The organism is Alkalimonas collagenimarina, from assembly GCF_030717845.1.
Lineage (GTDB): Bacteria > Pseudomonadota > Gammaproteobacteria > Enterobacterales > Alteromonadaceae > Alkalimonas > Alkalimonas collagenimarina.
This window is the reverse complement of record NZ_JAUZVZ010000022.1, coordinates 20999-37452: the sequence shown is the minus strand read 5'-3', so window position 1 is coordinate 37452 and position 16454 is coordinate 20999. Positions and strand designations below refer to the sequence as shown.

The 16454-nt window shown below is 48.3% G+C and carries 14 protein-coding genes; 4 read left to right on the top strand and 10 right to left on the bottom strand.

Features of this window, described 5'->3' with window-relative positions; genetic code table 11:
• Entirely contained in the window at window positions 1-2412 is a 2412-nt protein-coding gene (gene metL / locus Q3O60_RS13875) for a bifunctional aspartate kinase/homoserine dehydrogenase II (protein ID WP_305894539.1), read from the bottom strand.
• A 4-nt stretch (window positions 2413-2416) separates the two neighbouring features.
• Complete coding sequence (gene metB / locus Q3O60_RS13870) at window positions 2417-3700, bottom strand: cystathionine gamma-synthase (protein ID WP_305894538.1); 1284 nt, start codon at window positions 3698-3700, stop codon at window positions 2417-2419.
• 230 nt (window positions 3701-3930) lie between these two features.
• Between metB and metJ the strand changes: the two genes are divergently transcribed.
• Window positions 3931-4266, top strand: coding sequence for a met regulon transcriptional regulator MetJ (metJ, locus tag Q3O60_RS13865; RefSeq protein WP_305894537.1), 336 nt, complete (start codon window positions 3931-3933; stop codon window positions 4264-4266).
• 99 nt (window positions 4267-4365) lie between these two features.
• Here the strand turns inward: metJ and Q3O60_RS13860 are convergent, their stop codons facing one another.
• From Q3O60_RS13860 to Q3O60_RS13840, 5 genes are all read right to left on the bottom strand, one after another.
• The gene (locus tag Q3O60_RS13860) at window positions 4366-5598 is read right to left on the bottom strand and encodes a malic enzyme-like NAD(P)-binding protein (protein ID WP_305894536.1); all 1233 of its coding nucleotides are present in this window, start codon (window positions 5596-5598) and stop codon (window positions 4366-4368) included.
• A gap of 366 nt (window positions 5599-5964) precedes the next feature.
• A complete protein-coding gene (locus Q3O60_RS13855; protein WP_305894535.1) occupies window positions 5965-6447 on the bottom strand; it encodes a magnetosome magnetite crystal formation protein family in 483 nt (160 codons plus the stop codon).
• Between the two features lie 69 nt (window positions 6448-6516).
• The gene (locus tag Q3O60_RS13850; protein ID WP_305894534.1) at window positions 6517-7815 is read right to left on the bottom strand and encodes an inosine/guanosine kinase; all 1299 of its coding nucleotides are present in this window, start codon (window positions 7813-7815) and stop codon (window positions 6517-6519) included.
• Window positions 7816-7873: 58 nt separating this feature from the next.
• Entirely contained in the window at window positions 7874-8650 is a 777-nt protein-coding gene (gene yaaA, locus Q3O60_RS13845; RefSeq protein ID WP_305894533.1) for a peroxide stress protein YaaA, read from the bottom strand.
• A gap of 31 nt (window positions 8651-8681) precedes the next feature.
• Window positions 8682-10334 (bottom strand): response regulator, encoded by a 1653-nt coding sequence (locus tag Q3O60_RS13840; RefSeq protein WP_305894532.1) that lies wholly within the window; start codon window positions 10332-10334, stop codon window positions 8682-8684.
• Window positions 10335-10545: 211 nt separating this feature from the next.
• Here Q3O60_RS13840 and tal point away from each other — a divergent pair, with 211 nt between their 5' ends.
• The 3 genes from tal (at window position 10546) to Q3O60_RS13825 (ending at window position 13459) form a co-directional block, all read left to right on the top strand.
• Window positions 10546-11499: a transaldolase gene (tal, locus tag Q3O60_RS13835; RefSeq protein WP_305894531.1), complete on the top strand. Its 954-nt coding sequence runs from the start codon at window positions 10546-10548 to the stop codon at window positions 11497-11499.
• A gap of 50 nt (window positions 11500-11549) precedes the next feature.
• Window positions 11550-13184 carry a glucose-6-phosphate isomerase gene (gene pgi, locus Q3O60_RS13830; protein ID WP_305894530.1) on the top strand — a complete coding sequence of 545 codons (1635 nt, stop codon included), beginning with the start codon at window positions 11550-11552 and terminating at the stop codon, window positions 13182-13184.
• A gap of 95 nt (window positions 13185-13279) precedes the next feature.
• Complete coding sequence (locus Q3O60_RS13825) at window positions 13280-13459, top strand: DUF3545 family protein (protein WP_228589426.1); 180 nt, start codon at window positions 13280-13282, stop codon at window positions 13457-13459.
• Window positions 13460-13548: 89 nt separating this feature from the next.
• Here the strand turns inward: Q3O60_RS13825 and ung are convergent, their stop codons facing one another.
• Genes ung through thrB form a run of 3 tightly spaced genes read right to left on the bottom strand, consistent with a single transcriptional unit; the run spans window position 13549 to window position 16448 of the window.
• Entirely contained in the window at window positions 13549-14226 is a 678-nt protein-coding gene (gene ung / locus Q3O60_RS13820) for a uracil-DNA glycosylase (protein ID WP_305894529.1), read from the bottom strand.
• Complete coding sequence (gene thrC, locus Q3O60_RS13815) at window positions 14219-15505, bottom strand: threonine synthase (RefSeq protein WP_305894528.1); 1287 nt, start codon at window positions 15503-15505, stop codon at window positions 14219-14221. The genes ung and thrC overlap by 8 nt, the downstream gene beginning before the upstream one ends.
• Window positions 15492-16448 (bottom strand): homoserine kinase, encoded by a 957-nt coding sequence (gene thrB, locus Q3O60_RS13810; RefSeq protein ID WP_305894527.1) that lies wholly within the window; start codon window positions 16446-16448, stop codon window positions 15492-15494. The genes thrC and thrB overlap by 14 nt, the downstream gene beginning before the upstream one ends.
• Between the last annotated feature and the right edge of the window lie 6 nt (window positions 16449-16454).

The window sequence follows — 16454 nt, the reverse complement described above, 5'->3', positions numbered from 1 at the left end:
TTACGACTGCCTCTCGAGTAATAATTCGGTTTGAGTACATGGCTTTTCTACCACGAACTGACGCACTAAATGCGCTAAATCAGCGTGAACGCCACCAGCAGTGACCGTGCGTCCAGCGCCAGGCCCTTGGATCACCAAGCCAGTGTCCTGATACCACTCTGAGTGGATGACAAAAATATTGTCGCAAGGCTGAATACCGGCAAGTGCATTATCTGCCGACACGGCCACCAGCTTTACCTCAGCGCGTACACCGGCTGCCGTGATTTCTAGCTCACCGGTATAACGAAGCACCTGTTGTTGTTGCTGAGCCTGTTGCACGGTAGCTTGCATTAGCGCATCAAAATCAGCACGTTGTTGCCAAAAAGCATCCCAACTAGCACCTGCCATTGTTTCAGGCAACAACGGCGTCAACTTGATGTGTTCAAGATCCAACGACAAACCAAGCTCGCGCGCCAACACTAACAACTTGCGCTGGACATCACGACCGGATAAGTCTTCCCGTGGGTCCGGCTCGGTATAGCCTAGCTCCTTCGCTTGCAACAATAACTCTGAAAAGGGAGTACTGCCATCATACTTACAGAGCAACCAAGATAAAGTACCCGAAAAAATGCCACTGATCCGCTGAATACGATCACCGCAGCTGAGCAATTCCTGAATAGTTCGCTGCACCGGTAAACCTGCCCCAACCGTCGTATTACTCAACCATTGCAGCTGATGGTCAGCCAACTGCTGAACTATCGCCTGATACTGCGACTGCGGTAAGGTAACCCCTTGTTTATTTGCACTAATGATATGACAACCTGCAGTAATAAACTCAGGGTAACGTTCAGCCAATTGCTGACTGGGCGTTAAATCAATCAATACCTTGGGGCTATCGAGTTGCGCAATATATGCCAGTAGTGCTTGATGCTGCAGAGGCTCCGCCTGTTGCAATATTCCTTCGACGTCCAACGACTCCAATTCGGGTGCAAATAGCATCTGTCTGGAATTGAACAATGCCGCAACCTCTAATCTGGCTTTTATGCCAATTTTTTGCTGGTGGCCAGGCAGTAACTTTAGAAACTCAGCACCGACATTACCGGTCCCGGCCACGATGATTTGAATGCTTGGTCGGGGCTGCGTACAGCAATCATGTAATTCAGATAGACTCATGGTCGATAACTCCGTGTCAAACAGCCAAATGGCTAACACCTTTGTTTGATACACATGCAGTGGCTGCAATGCATGGATGCATGCTTGTACATCCGCAGGCAAATCCTCGCGCTGTGCCTGCTTTGGTTTCAACCAGGCCACCGCGTAATAAGGCTGGGTATCGTGGACGGCATGCACATCCAACTCAGCCAGCAATTGCACCGCTTTGCTTGCAACGGCCTGAGGAACGAGCCACAGATGTCCTTCCGCCGTATGCGATAGCTCAATAACCGGCTGATGCAACTCACGCGCCAACCAGTCTGCATCATAGCCATGGGTATCATGCACGCTTAGCAACACGACCTTTGACAAATCCGTGACGAAGCTGGCGGTACAATCTTGCTGTGGCACGATCTGGCAACCAGAGCGTTCAGGTTGAAAACTGGAGCGCACTTCTAACCGGGTCTGGCTGTTTTGCAGCGGCGCCAGCGTCCTGGCATGCAGCACTGGGTTGCCTAACTGAGCCAGTAAACAGGCTTGACGCCAACTCACTTGTCGATAAGGAATTGCGGCCGTCAAACGGCGGGGATCGCCGCTATAGATCGCATCAACATCCGTCCAGATATGGACCTGTTCGGCTTGGATTAGCCGTCCTAAAATAGTGGCAGAATAATCACTGCCATTGCGCCCTAAGGTTAAGCTATTTCCTGCAGGGTCACGAGCAATAAAGCCAGTGACGATTTGGATGCCATTGCCTCGTTGAGCTTGTAAGCGTTGTTCTGATTCATCCCAACGAATTTGATGGTGTTCTACTGTCAAGAAATGGCGACTATCGAGCCAGTCAGCACCCACGCCAAGCTGGCGCAATAAACGGCTGAGCAATAAGGCCGATAACGACTCGCCAAGTGCCAGTGCATCGACCTGTTGGCCTGTTTGTATCTGCGTGGGCAATGCTGCTAACCACGACTGTAACTGAGCTAACACTTCATCCGCCCATGCACCGGTTAAAGTATTCATCACCAGTTGTTGCAGACTTTGACCAAGTTGCTCAATGGCGCGTGATAAAGCAGAAGGAGAATCGGCTAATTCAAGCAAAGCACAAAGTTGATCGGTTGTTTTACCGGGCGCAGACACCACCACCCAACACTCCGATAGTTGCTGCTGTTTGATAATGGCAGCTACGGCCTTAAAACGGCTCGCATCCGCCAAGCTGGTACCACCAAATTTATGCACTTGGCTACCAGCAGGCCAATAGTGTCGTGGTTGTAGTTGAGTTGTCATCTGTTCACCATAAAGCAGTTAATGCCGGATTCAAGCGGCATTCGGCCGAGTCAGCATGGTCGCTTGATGGGCTGGCGGCTGTCGTCCCTGGCTTGTGATCGGCAGCATCCGACGCGTTCGTGTTGACAGAGGCCGCTAATTGCTGAAAAGCAGCATCTAAATCAGCCAATAAGTCATCAATGGCTTCAATACCAACGGACAAACGCAGTAATGTCGGACCTATACCTGCCACCTGCTGAGCTTCTGCACTCATGGATGCGTGCGTCATGCTACCTGGATGACAAATTAAGCTTTCAATACCACCCAAGGATTGCGCCAGAGTAAAGCATTGCAACGCATCGAGGAATACCGGCAACTGAGCAGGTTCAACCGCCAAGTCAAAACTTAGCATGGCGCCAAACCCTTGCTGTTGCTGCCTGGCAATCGCATGCCCGGGGTGATCAACCAGACCAGGGTAATACACCTTGCTCACCAAAGGCTGTTGCTGCAAATAAGCCACCACCTGCTCTGCGTTGCGCTGATGTTGTTGCATTCTGGGTAACAAGGTTCGCAGCCCACGCAAGGTTAAGTACGCATCAAACGCGCCACCAGTGATACCCAGACAGTTGGCCCACCATTTAAGTTCATCACCGAGCGTTTGATCGGCGCAAATTAAAGCACCTGCTACCACATCACTATGACCATTAATGTATTTGGTGGTTGAATGCACCACGATATCGGCGCCTAACGCCAAAGGCTGCTGCAATAAAGGTGATAAAAAGGTGTTATCCACCACTACAAGCGCGCTCAGTTGCTTCGCAAGCACGCAGGCAGCTTTAATATCGGTGATCTGCAACAGTGGGTTGCTTGGCGTTTCCAACCAAATCATCGCGGGCTTAATCGCCTGAATACGCTGCTGCCAGTCCGGTTGCTGAAAGTTGATAATTTCCAGTTTAAAACTACGCTTACGCTCAGCCAGATTGGTAAACAATCGATAGCTACCACCATAACAATCATGCGGTATCACCAGAGTATCTTCTGGCGTCAACAACTGCAGTGCGAGCACACAAGCCGACATGCCTGTATTTGTGACAATCGCCTTGCTCCCCCCTTCAAGCTCAGCCAAGGCTTCAGCTAACAGATCTCGTGTTGGATTGTTGGAACGGCTGTAATCGTATGGGCCAGCTTGCCCTAACGCTTTTAAACGATAGGTCGTCGTCAGATACAACGGTGGAGTCACGGCTTCATGTGCAGTATCTTGTGCAATACCCGCTCTGGCAGCAATGGTAGCAAATTGACGTTGTGTCATGACAGACCTCATAATTACACTTAGATGTTTAGACGTCTAAAAGTATAACCAGATAAGCGGCGATGTCAAAACTTTTCTCTGGTAAGCTTCGTATAAGCGAGTTATTTCTGTACCACTATTTGACTGTGGGTCAGAAAGAGTTAAAATTTCGGCACTTGCTGTCACCAAGGCGCTATGGATTTCTTTATTGGTGATTCAGCACTCGACAACAACAACTACAAGGTATTGTTATGGCTAAATGGAATGGTGAGTACATTCATCCCTATGCAGAGCACGGTAAAAAATCAGAACAAGTAAAAAAAATTACCGTATCTATCCCTTTGAATGTATTAAAAGTTTTAACCGATGAGCGTACGCGTCGTCAGGTCAACAACCTGCGTCATGCTACCAATAGTGAGCTGCTGTGCGAAGCCTTTTTGCATGCATTTACTGGCCAGCCATTGCCAACTGATGAGGATCTACGCAAAGACAGCCCTCACCAAATCCCGCAAGAGGTCCGTGACATTCTGACTCAAATGGGTAAACCTATCCCAGTAATCATCGAAGCCGATGATGCAGAAGAATAAATCAGCCTTAAAGTGGCAATAAAAAACATAAAAAACCGCAGTGTTTAAAGCCACTGCGGTTTTTTGTCTTGACAGCAAAGCTTGATTTAATGCGCCGTTCTACACGTCAGCACGTTTAATTCTGGCCACTCCTGATGCAATCGCCGCATCTGACACCGCTTTTGAGACCCGAGGTAACAACCGTGGATCCATCGGTTTTGGAATAATGTACTCAGGACCAAACACCAGTGAGCTTACCTCTGCCGCTTTCAACACCGACTCTGGTACTGGCTCCTTGGCAATGCTTCGAATGGCATGCACCGCAGCAATTTTCATCTCATCATTAATTTCACTGGCGCGCACATCCAGAGCACCGCGGAAAATAAATGGAAAGCACAATACATTATTGACCTGGTTAGGGTAATCAGAACGCCCTGTGGCCATAATAATATCCTTACGGGTGGCGTGAGCCAGTTCAGGTTTAATTTCCGGATCCGGGTTGGAACAAGCAAAAATTACGGGCTTTTCTGCCATCAACTTTAATGCTTCTGGCGGTAAGACATCAGGCCCTGATACTCCAACAAAAACATCAGCACCTTGCAACGCATCTTCCAGTGTCCGTTTATCGGTATTGTTAGCAAAGAGCTGCTTGTATTCGTTCAAATCGTCTCGACGGGTATGGATCACGCCTTTACGGTCCAGCATATAAATATACTCGCGCTTGGCACCACACTTGATCAGTAGTTCCATACAGGCGATAGCTGCAGCCCCTGCTCCCATGCACACGATAGTGGCATCGGCAATATCTTTGCCCTGAATTTCTAATGCATTCAACATACCTGCGGCGGTAACAATGGCCGTACCATGCTGATCGTCATGAAAGACAGGGATGTTACAGCGTTTAATCAGCTCTTTCTCGATTTCAAAACATTCTGGTGCTTTGATATCTTCTAAATTGATCCCGCCGAAGGTATCAGCAATATTGGCGACCGTATTGATAAATTCTTCAGTGGTGCGGTGGCTCACTTCAATATCAATCGAATCAAGGTTAGCAAAGCGCTTAAACAATAAGGCCTTACCTTCCATCACTGGCTTAGACGCCATAGGGCCAAGGTTACCCAACCCTAAAATGGCCGTGCCATTAGAGATCACTGCTACTAAGTTTCCTTTGGCCGTGTATTTATAGACATCATCCGGATTTTCAGCAATGCAGCGTACTGGCTCAGCAACGCCTGGGCTGTATGCCAGCGCTAAGTCGCGAACCGTTTCAGCTGGTTTGCTGATTTCAATGCTGATTTTTCCTGGGGTAGGTTCAGCGTGGTATTTGAGTGCTTGCTCTCTAAAATCGGACATGATGTTCAGTTCCTAAACAGTTGTAGGGTGCAAAAATGTTCACTATCGGCTATGTATGGCGGGACTGCAAAACGGTACTTTGTTGTATGGTATTTTATAGGGAGTCGCCACAGAAGAGTATCTCTGTCACGCACCTCGTACCAGTGCAAACCTTACCCATTAGATTAGTATATATACTCTAGAAGTAAAGCCATCCAAAACTGTTATAGCAAGTTTTACTGCCGACGCCAAGCACCCCAGACACGACAACGTTTGGCGAGTACCATAAGATGCAAAACGACTGAATGAAGATGCAGTTCAAACTAAAGAAAAACCAGAGTCTATAAGACTAGCGCTCTGGTTTGGGTGCATAAAACTTTTTTTTCATCAATCAAAGGTAGGTTCACTTTCTTCGACCCGAAAAAAGCGGATAGCTAGTGGATAGTTTTTGACGATACCCTCTTTTGCTTTCAAAGCACCTATAATGGTAAATACAATGGAGCATATAACAAGAGCAAATAACATTGGAATGCCGATCAGAATCATCGTTAGTGTCAAAGCGATAAAGAAATACACCAACACACTTAAAACCCAATTGAAAATGACCTTGCCTTGCTGATCGATGTAGTCATCATCTTTTTTCAGTATCCACATCACTAAAGGCAGGACCCAACCCAAAAAAGGTAGTATAAAGGCACAAAACTGAGCTAAGTGCATCAACATGGAGTAATTATAGCTATTCTCCATGATCTGCTCGAAACTAGTTGTTGGTTGGTTAAGCAGCTTTTGCTTTTGCTCAGTAAACTCCTGCTCCGTTAAAATACCCTTTTCTTTTAATGCATTTAACTTTTCAAGCTTGTCTAGATCCATGGCAGTATCCTCGCAGCAATCAGGCTAGCTACCACGTTAACCAATCACCAGATAAACAGCAACTAAAAGTTAACGTTCCCAATAGGCCTCTTCCAGACTATCTTCGCGCTCAGGCAAGCCTCTACTCAGTCGTGAGGCATATTGCACTAAGATTTCATAGCTCACCCGGTTGGCGTACTTACAGATCTGGGCAAAGGAGGAGTAACAAAGATAAGGCAGTTCATGCTTGCTGGACAGTGGTTGTAGCTGTCGGTGGTGGTGGTTGGCAGCCATATCGTGCAGTACAGCAGCCAGTGCCCCGTCACCTGCACCATTGGTATTCGCGATACGCTCAGGGCCACCCATGTAGGGATCAATGTGCGAATAAACCTTCACCGGTTGCTGACAATCGCGTCGCAGCATGGGCCGGCTGAACTCATAGCGATTAAAGTCGGCTAATGCCCCTGATTTAATAGGATGCGTGGTCTCACGTTGCACCGAAGCATCGGTATAACCACACAAGTAAAGCCCCTCAGCTCCTGCGGTAATCAGCACCATATCAACCCAATCCAGAATTTTCTCTGCCGCCAGCAAAGGCTCAGACAATCCGGTCAGGGCTTCCGCTTCCTGTTCGTTCATCGCTAAAATTTGAATATGATGTTCAGCCGTCTGCTGAATGGTCGTTCGTAACTCTTCGACCAGATGTCGGGTGCCCAAACTCATCACTACCGGCACCTGCTGTTGATTCGCAAGCTCTAAACTATGCTGCATAGCAGCAATGATGGGTTGGCCAGTGGCTCGAAGCGGATAAGCACTCAGCACCAAAGCAGATGCATTGGTCACCAAATCGGCCGGAATAGACGTCTGCGTCAATTGATCCATGTCACCGGGATCAATCACAAAGGTACGCTCGCCATCAGGCGTGATCAGCGTGATCCCACGGCCAATGTCGCCTGCCACGCCATGCAAATGATTCAGATCGACTTTGCTGCTGGTATGACATAAATAATGATAGGCTGGTGAGCCCAAAGTAATATTGGCCGACATCACACCCAGCAATACCGACTTGTCATCGGCCAAAACTGAGTAGTTGTGAATAGTATTACCAATGGTGCCACCAGCAAAATGATCAGAAATCGCCTGACAATGCAGTAATTCCTGATAAATGGCATCAGCCTGCTGATGCTCAACCAAATTGGATAACCCTTTGCCGATACCATAGCGCTGCAAAAACTCATCACTGACTTTGGCCACGACATCAACAATAACTTGATCCAGACCGACCACATAGGTATCCAGTGCTGGATCTACCTCAAATCGAGGTAACTCAGGCTTAGGAGCAGATACCGGGAAATAGTGTTTTATTTTTCGATGGCCTGGAAACTTCATCCGTTGACTCAACTCTGCCGCTGACAAAAAGGGCGCTAGTGTACTCGATTGTCAGTATTCAAGCCACTTGTTCACGCTGGAATAGCAGCTCAGTATCACTGGAAGCCTCTTCATTGATGCAATAACCAGCGCGATCAAATGCTTTTAACTGCGATACCGAGCTGACTTGATGTTCAATCACATAGCGTGCCATCAAACCACGGGCCTTTTTGGCATAAAAGCTAATGATTTTATAGCGATCATTTTTCCAATCTTTAAACTGCACGTTAATCACTGTGCCATTCAGCTTCGCAGGCTTGACCGCTTTAAAGTACTCCTGTGAAGCCAAATTCAGTAACAGGTCAGTATTCAATACATCCAGTTGCTGATTCAAATGATCGGTAATGCGCTCTTGCCAGAACTCATACAGGTTTTTTCCCGCAGCAGTCTCCAGGCGGGTGCCCATTTCCAGCCGATAGGCCTGCATTAAATCCAGCGGTCGGAGCACACCATACAAGCCGCTTAAAATCCGTAAATGCTGTTGCGCGTAATGCAACTCATCGGCAGACAAGCTGGCAGCATCGAGTCCCTGATAGACATCGCCATTAAACGCATAGAGTGCTGCGCTGGCATTATCGGGCGTAAAAGGCAGCTGCCAGTCACTAAAGCGGGCGGCATTTAAGCCAGCTAATTTATCACTCAGCTTCATTAGCTTAGCAATATCCAACGGCGTCAATTCGCGACACACCTCGATCAATTGTTCACTTTGAGGCAATAAATCCGCCTGAGTGTAATCGGTAACTGGCGCCTTGCGCTCCATATCTAGATCTTTTGCCGGGGAAATCACCATTAACATTATTATCTGTCCTTCCGATAAAAAAGAGGATTTAACTTGCTGAATTTGCAGTGCTGCCATTTAACTGTGGCAATTTATAGGGCACCGCCAGTTTCTGATACACCGAAACAAAGCGCTGCTGATTTGCACCTTGTAATGTCGCAGATTGCAGCAGTTGGGCGATAAGTAACACCGCATGTTGCAGACTACTGGCATAGGGTAACTGTGCCAGCGTTTGCCATAAGCTCAAGGCTAAACTCATATTAGCTGGCATGTACAAAAAGCTTTGCCATAACCGACTAAAAGCATGGTTATACGCTTGCTGTCGATAATCATCTTGCCCTTTTTGCATCTGTTGTTTTATTTTCTGACGCAGAACCTTACCTTGCTGCATAGCATGCTGACTGTACTGCTGTTGCAAGGCGCCTATCAATGAGGGATCGACTCTAGCCTGCGTAAGTTGTTGCAATACTAGTTCGTGCTGCTTCGTGTCGCCAAGCGCCAGCTGCAACATTGCCAAGTCCATCACAGCTTCCATCGGTAGTTGTGCTAAATGTTCTGGTGTTGCCGATGCAACCGCTTGCTGTGCCGGTACCGGATCGCCTTGCAACACAGCAATTCTGGCTTGTAGCCATTGCAGCTCAAGCTGAAGCTCATCCGTTTGGAAGCGCTTGGGCAGCTGCTGCAGGCACTCTTCCGCTTTAGACAGTTGCTGACCAGGTTGTAATGATTTGCTTTGCTGTAAGTGTGTTAGCCACAGCCGGGCTGGGTTTAAATAATGCTGAGCAGAATCCAATGAACTGTAACGAACCTGCTGGCTTATTTTCGTCCAGCCTCGTATCGCATCATCCACTTGACCGCAGAGCGTATGTATATAAGTTTGCACTTGCATGGCAAGTGCCTGACGAGGCAAAGCACGACCTAATTCGTAGCTCACTTCTAATGCTTGCGCTGTATTATTTTGCTGTAGATACAGCCGGATTAGCCAATCCAATGCTTCAGAGCGAGTGTCTTCTTGCTTACTCAGCTCAAGCAAGCTGTACTCGGCTTCATCCAACTGTCCTGCTTGCATACTGGCAATGGCCAACCCTAATGCAGCCCAGCTCAACTGACGTTTTTGTAAAATTTGTTGATACAGTTTGGTAGCTTTGTCTGGCTGATGGTGTTGCAACAATAACTCCCCTTTCAAGCGAAGCGCATGCAACGCATGAAGCGGACTATCTTTGACCAACTGCTCACTCAACTCAATCGCTTGCTCAGGCTGGCGTTGTTGAATGGCCTGATAGACCTTACGAAACGCCATCCGCTGTTGCACCGCCCGGGCCAATCGCTTCTCTAGCGTCATGTAAGTGAAAGGTTTAAGTATAAAACAATCCGGTTGCCGCTCCAGCATCCCTAATACCGGCATGCGAATGGATTCTGCACTGATCAACGTTACGCAACAATTTAACTTAATCAACTCCCGCTTTTTAAGCTCACTAAAGAGCTGAAACCCATCCAGTCCATCACCTAACTGAAAGTCAGCTACAATAAAATCAAACGAGTGTAATTCTGCCTTACTAATGGCAGCGCTGGCATCGGATACAACAGTAATGTGTTCGAAACCTATCTGTTGTAACATGCCACGAATGGAAGCTCTGACCGGCTCACAATCGTCGACCAATAAGATTCGTTTACTTTGATAAAAACTGCTTTGGAAAATCATGGACATCCTGTGTAACGTTTCCAGGCTAAGGTTATCGATTCACGCCTTTGTACTGTTATGGCACTATAGTTAGTTCAGTCTGGCCGTGCAATCAGTTTACTCACCGCCATTCTTGGAATGCTGCAGGAATAATGTTGTAATTTTCCTACATTTATTTATGATAAACGCTGAAAAAATGATTATTCGGCATATTTGATGGTAATTAAACAATATGAGCACACTACTTGAACAGTTAAAAGCAGTTACTACCGTAGTTGCCGACACCGGCGACCTGGCATCAATCGCTCAATTTCGTCCTGTTGATGCTACCACCAATCCATCACTGTTGTTAAATGCCAGTCAGCAAGAGTTTAGCAAAGACCTGCTGGCATCAGCAATCAACTATGCGCAGCAGCATGCAGAATCGAATCAGCAAATCGCATTAGCATCTGATAAGTTTGCTGTTGAAGTGGGTACCGCCATCAGCAAGCTGGTACCTGGGCGAGTTTCAACTGAAGTAGATGCTCGCTTATCCTTTGACCGTGATGCCACTATTGCCAAAGCACGGCAATTGATCGCCATGTACCGCGAAAATGGTATTGGCGCTGATCGTGTACTGATTAAAATTGCATCGACCTGGGAAGGTATTCAGGCAGCACGTGTGCTGGAACAAGAAGGCATTCAGTGCAACCTGACATTACTATTTCACAAAGCACAGGCCATCGCATGTGCAGAAGCCAATGCGTATCTGATTTCTCCTTTTGTCGGACGCATTCTCGATTGGTATAAAGCACACACTGGCGAGGATTACACGGCGGAAACCGATCCCGGAGTGTTGTCAGTACGAGATATTTATCGCTACTACAAAGATCATGGCTATAAAACCATCGTCATGGGTGCCAGCTTCCGAAACATTGGTGAAGTACTGGCCTTGGCGGGCTGCGATCGCCTAACCATTAGTCCGGCTTTATTGACTGAACTTGAACAGCACGAGAGTAAACTCACTGTACACCTGCATGACCAAGGCGCGACAAAGGCTGTGCCAGCCGTCATGACTGAGGCTGAGTTCCGCTGGGCCATGAATGAAGATGCAATGGCCACCGAAAAACTGGCTGAAGGGATCCGCAAATTTGCAGCCGACCAACGCAAACTTGAACAACTGATCCAATCTCAATTAACGGCTTAATTCAGACGGGTTTATTATACCCAAATGGTTTCACTAAAAGGAGTAAGACAATGAGCCCCCAGTGGTCAGAGCTACAGCAACTGGCAGCACAACCTTTTTCACTTCGTCAGGCATTTGCCGATGATCCTAAGCGTGCTCGTCGTTATCAATTGCAAGCCTGCGGTATTTCATTAGATTACTCCAAAAACCTGATCAATGATCAACGCTGGGCCTCACTGCAGGCACTGGCAAAGCAGAGTGATATCTTACCATTGCGACAACGCATGTTGGCTGGTGAGGCTATCAATCATACCGAGCAACGCAGCGTCGGCCATATGCAATTGCGTTTACCGGATGCAGCCATTAAGCAGCTGACCGATCAAGCCTTAGCTGCTGATATTCTTCGTTGTCGCGATAGGATGACAGCGCTAGTCAATCAATTGCACCAAGGCAGCTACCTCGGGTACACCGGCAAAGCCATCACAGATCTGATTTGGGTGGGGATTGGCGGCTCTTTACTGGGCCCACAAATGACCTGTGAAGCATTACGTCCATTTAGCAAAAGCCCCGTACGGATCCATTTTGCCGGCAACATCGATGGTGCCGTTGTCAGTGATATCTGTCAGGATTTGGATCCTGAAACCAGCCTGGTGGTGGTGGCTTCAAAGTCTTTTGGTACGGAAGAAACCCGGCAGAATGCGTTAAGCCTTCGCCATTGGTTCACACAATCAGGGGCCGATAAAAAAGCGATTGCATTGCACTTTTGGGCAACTAGTTCAAATATCGAGGCCGCTGCTGAGTTTGGCATTCAACCGGAGCATATCCTGCCAATGTGGGATTGGGTTGGAGGCCGCTACTCCATTTGGTCGGCCATAGGTTTGCCCTTGGCTTTGCAATTGGGTATGGCACAATTTAATGCTTTTCTGGCTGGTGCTCATGCTATGGATCAGCACTTCTTAGAGGCCGATTTAGCAACCAGTATGCCAGTGACTTTGGCCTTGCTTGGAGTGTTGTATATCAATGGCATGGGTTGTCAGAGTCAGGCACTACTGCCATACAATCATTATCTGCGCCTGCTGCCATCTTATGTGCAACAACTGGATATGGAAAGCAATGGCAAGCAAGTGGATCATCAAGGCAATCTGCTGCCCTATGCCACCGCTCCGGTCATTTGGGGCGATGCAGGCACCAATGGCCAGCACGCCTACCATCAACTCTTGCATCAAAGCCAGCAGCTGATCCCAGCTGATTTTATTCTGGCGGCCAAACCTCAACATCAGCAGCCAGATCACCAACTTCGACTGGCCGCGCATTGCTTTGCGCAAACACAGGCCCTGATGCAAGGAAAAACCGTTGCTGAAGCGACAGCTGAATGTCTGCAACAAGGCATGACACCGCAACAAGCAGCCACATTAGCACCGCACAAGGCGTCTCCGGGTAATAAACCCAGCAACACGCTCCTGCTGCCCGAACTGTCCCCTTACTATCTGGGAGCTTTGATCGCCTTGTATGAGCATAAAGTATTTTGTCAGGGCGCAATATGGCAGCTCAACTCGTTCGATCAATGGGGTGTTGAGTTAGGTAAGCAGTTATCGGGTCCTATCTACCAAACGTTGAGTAAAAACGAGCATCCCCAGTTTGATAGCTCAACCAACCAACTGATCGCCATCATGCGAGGACATCTGACCAGTCACCAGAATGGCTAAAATGTCATCATACTGTCACGTTTTCGCTTTATTTTTGTCTCTCGCTATGGTACACCTTTGTTGAAAATAACAACAACATCAGAGAGGCAGCTTAAATGGAAAGCTTCGAAGACTTACTGAATATGTTGGAGCGACCAGCGCAAAAAGCCCGTAGCACGGGCAAGCGTAAATGGCGTGAAATTGAAGCCATGAAAGAGCGACAGCGGTTAAAGCGTGAACTGGCCGATATGGACTGGACCATCGAACCAGAACTGGATGACATTGAATTATTTTAACAAAAATGCCCATATCTCACGATGTGGGCATTTTTTGTAAGAGCTAATCCAGGTTAGCTCTGGTTCTAGGTGTCATCTGCCTGGCCTTGTCAAAGTTCACCTATAGCTGGTAGCTGCCAGTCTATGGTGCTTTGCCCGTGGGCTACCAGAGCGGCATTGGTATCACGAAAGTGATTGCAACCAATAAAACCGCGATGGGCAGATAATGGCGATGGATGTGGTGCCGTCAATATCGTATGTTTAGTGGCGTCGATCAACCGGGCTTTGCGGCCAGCATGCGCGCCCCACAGCAAGAAGACCACATGTTCAGCCTGCTGGCTAACAGCAGTAATGACCTGATCGGTAAATTGCTCCCAGCCTAGATCACGGTGCGAGTTGGCTTGATTAGCCACCACAGATAAAGCGGTATTCAACAACAGTACCCCCTGCTCTGCCCATGCTTGCAAACAACCATGCTTAGGTGGCTGAAAGCCGCTGTACTCCTGCGCCAGCTCTTTGTACATATTACGTAGCGATGGCGGGATCGCCACGCCAGGCCGGACCGAAAAAGCCAGGCCATGCGCCTGATTGGGCCCATGGTAAGGATCTTGCCCCAACAGCACGACTTTCAACTGCGAAAAAGGCGTGAACTTGAACGCATTAAACATCTCGCTATCAGCTGGGTAGATCACCTGCCCAGCTGCTCGGTCTTGCTTAATTTGTGCAAGAATGCGTTGAAAGTAAGGCTGCTGCTTTTCAGCACCTATCACCTGCTGCCAATCAAGCATGGGAATCCAACGTTTGCAGGACCTGCGCTAATGCGGAGAAATCTGCCGCGATATCAATGCTCAGACTGGTCTCTCCCTGGCATTTGGCCAATACTGGCGGCAATGCAATCGGGCAGCCTAAAATATTCTCCACTTGCTCTTTAAACTTAGCCGGATGCGCCGTACCAAGAAAAATTCCTACTTCATCAGGTTGCAAGCTTCGCTTTAACGCTTTATAGGCAACGGCGGCATGAGGCTCACTGACATAGCCATCTGCTGCCAGTTGGCGCATGCCCAGCTGCGTATCATCTTCATCCACAGCAACCGCTTCCAGCTCAGCCCGCGAAATCACGCCCTGCTGTAATAACGCTTCGACGCGAGGCCAATTATTTGGAGAACTGATATCCATCGCATTCGACAATGTCGCTTGTGTCAGGTTGGGTTGCCAGGCACCATCACGCCAATAACGTGGCACCGTATCATTGATGTTGGTTGCAGCCACCATTCGCTTAAAAGGCAAGCCCATGGCTTTGGCAATTAACCCGGCAGTGACATTGCCAAAGTTACCGCTCGGCACGGCAAACACCACATCCTTGCGCCGCTCTGCTGGTACCTGAGCCATTGCTTCAAAGTAATAACAGACCTGTGCCAACAAACGGCTGATATTGATCGAATTGGCCGAATTGATATTCAACTGCTTCACCAGAGCTTGATTATCAAATACCTGTTTCACCAGTGCCTGACATTGATCAAAGTCACCATCTACCGCTAGCGTAGTAATGTTCTCACCCAAGGTGGAAAACAGCTTTTCCTGCAAGCTACTGATTTTTCCCTTAGGGTAAAGGATCACAACTTGAACACCGGGCTGACGGTAAAAGGCCTGCGCCACTGCAGCGCCGGTATCGCCTGAAGTTGCCGTAACAATGGTCACTCGCTCTTGTTGCTGCGCTTTGGCCAGCGCCTGCGCCATAAAACGAGCACCAAAATCTTTAAATGCTAACGTTGGGCCATGGAATAACTCGAGACAATACAGCTCCCCTTTCACCCGCTGCAAAGGCGCAGGAAAGGTAAACGCCTGATCGATCATCTGCTGAATCTGTGTTAGCGGCAATTCATCGCCAAATAACGCGTGCATAATCCTGGTACTACGCTCCACCAGAGGCAGTGCTAACAAAGTATCACAATCCAACTGAGGCCAGTGCGTTGGGAAAAATAAGCCTTGCTGCTGGCCCAAACCAGTACGAACGGCTTCAAGAAATTGAACTTGTTCCTCAGGAACTTTTAAATTAACTAACTGCATGGGTTTCATCCTTTAGCACTTGTGCGCCATTCGGGGATAATCGACAAATATGCGTCATGGCATCCTGATTTTTGGCATAATTCATAGCCAGATAGCGTGCAGCATCTTCTGCTTGAGCATCCGTCTGACACAGGGCAAACACTGTCGGGCCTGCACCAGAGATACCAACATGAGCCACACCAAGCTCAGTCAATGCCTGACGGATGGATGGCAACTCTGGCATTAGTAAAGCTCGGGCAGGTTCAGCGATCACGTCCTGCAATGCAGCTAACGCATCCGCTTCATCCTGACAATAAAGCGCAGATACAAAACGACTGAGGCCAGCGGCAAACTGAATGCTGGTTGCCAGCTCCAATTGTGCAGGGATCGCGGCTCGGGCGGCTTTGGTCGAAAGAACCGTACCAGGATAGCTCAGTACCACTCGCCAATGCTCAAACCAAGGCAAGCTGCGGCATAAGGTTTTGCTTTCTGGTAGCATCAATTGCAAACCACCTAAATAGGAGGGAGCAACATTATCGTAATGCACCGAGCCACTGACGCCACCCTCAGCTTCCGCCATCAACTGCAATAAGGCTTGTGGACTGAGCGGCTGGTTAAAATAATGATTAAAAGCATAACATGCCACCACGATAGAACAAGCACTCGATCCCAAGCCACTACCTACCGGTAACTCTTTGTGCAAATGAAGAGCCAACCCGGGTAACGATCGTCCGATCCGCTGCTGAAAAAGCTGGTAACAACGTAACACCAGGTTATCACTGCTATCTTCTGGCAGTTGATGTCGATATCGCCCGGTGATACGAAGCTGAGTAACGGCCTGCTCACCGCAGATCTCAAGTTTATCACCCAGTAAGGAGCCATCTATAGGTGCAAAAGCAGCGCCAAGCAGATCAAAGCCGACGCTGAAATTACCGGCAGACGCCGGAGCAAAATAAGTAGCCATAGCGCC

Excerpts from the sequence above, each read along its gene's own strand:
- metL (WP_305894539.1), bottom strand. The coding sequence starts at position 2,412 with ATGACAACTCAACTACAACCACGACACTATTGGCCTGCTGGTAGCCAA.
- metB (WP_305894538.1), bottom strand. The coding sequence starts at position 3,700 with ATGACACAACGTCAATTTGCTACCATTGCTGCCAGAGCGGGTATTGCA.
- metJ (WP_305894537.1), top strand. The coding sequence starts at position 3,931 with ATGGCTAAATGGAATGGTGAGTACATTCATCCCTATGCAGAGCACGGT.
- Q3O60_RS13860 (WP_305894536.1), bottom strand. The coding sequence starts at position 5,598 with ATGTCCGATTTTAGAGAGCAAGCACTCAAATACCACGCTGAACCTACC.
- Q3O60_RS13855 (WP_305894535.1), bottom strand. The coding sequence starts at position 6,447 with ATGGATCTAGACAAGCTTGAAAAGTTAAATGCATTAAAAGAAAAGGGT.
- Q3O60_RS13850 (WP_305894534.1), bottom strand. The coding sequence starts at position 7,815 with ATGAAGTTTCCAGGCCATCGAAAAATAAAACACTATTTCCCGGTATCT.
- yaaA (WP_305894533.1), bottom strand. The coding sequence starts at position 8,650 with ATGTTAATGGTGATTTCCCCGGCAAAAGATCTAGATATGGAGCGCAAG.
- Q3O60_RS13840 (WP_305894532.1), bottom strand. The coding sequence starts at position 10,334 with ATGATTTTCCAAAGCAGTTTTTATCAAAGTAAACGAATCTTATTGGTC.
- tal (WP_305894531.1), top strand. The coding sequence starts at position 10,546 with ATGAGCACACTACTTGAACAGTTAAAAGCAGTTACTACCGTAGTTGCC.
- pgi (WP_305894530.1), top strand. The coding sequence starts at position 11,550 with ATGAGCCCCCAGTGGTCAGAGCTACAGCAACTGGCAGCACAACCTTTT.
- Q3O60_RS13825 (WP_228589426.1), top strand. The coding sequence starts at position 13,280 with ATGGAAAGCTTCGAAGACTTACTGAATATGTTGGAGCGACCAGCGCAA.
- ung (WP_305894529.1), bottom strand. The coding sequence starts at position 14,226 with ATGCTTGATTGGCAGCAGGTGATAGGTGCTGAAAAGCAGCAGCCTTAC.
- thrC (WP_305894528.1), bottom strand. The coding sequence starts at position 15,505 with ATGCAGTTAGTTAATTTAAAAGTTCCTGAGGAACAAGTTCAATTTCTT.
- thrB (WP_305894527.1), bottom strand. The coding sequence starts at position 16,448 with ATGGCTACTTATTTTGCTCCGGCGTCTGCCGGTAATTTCAGCGTCGGC.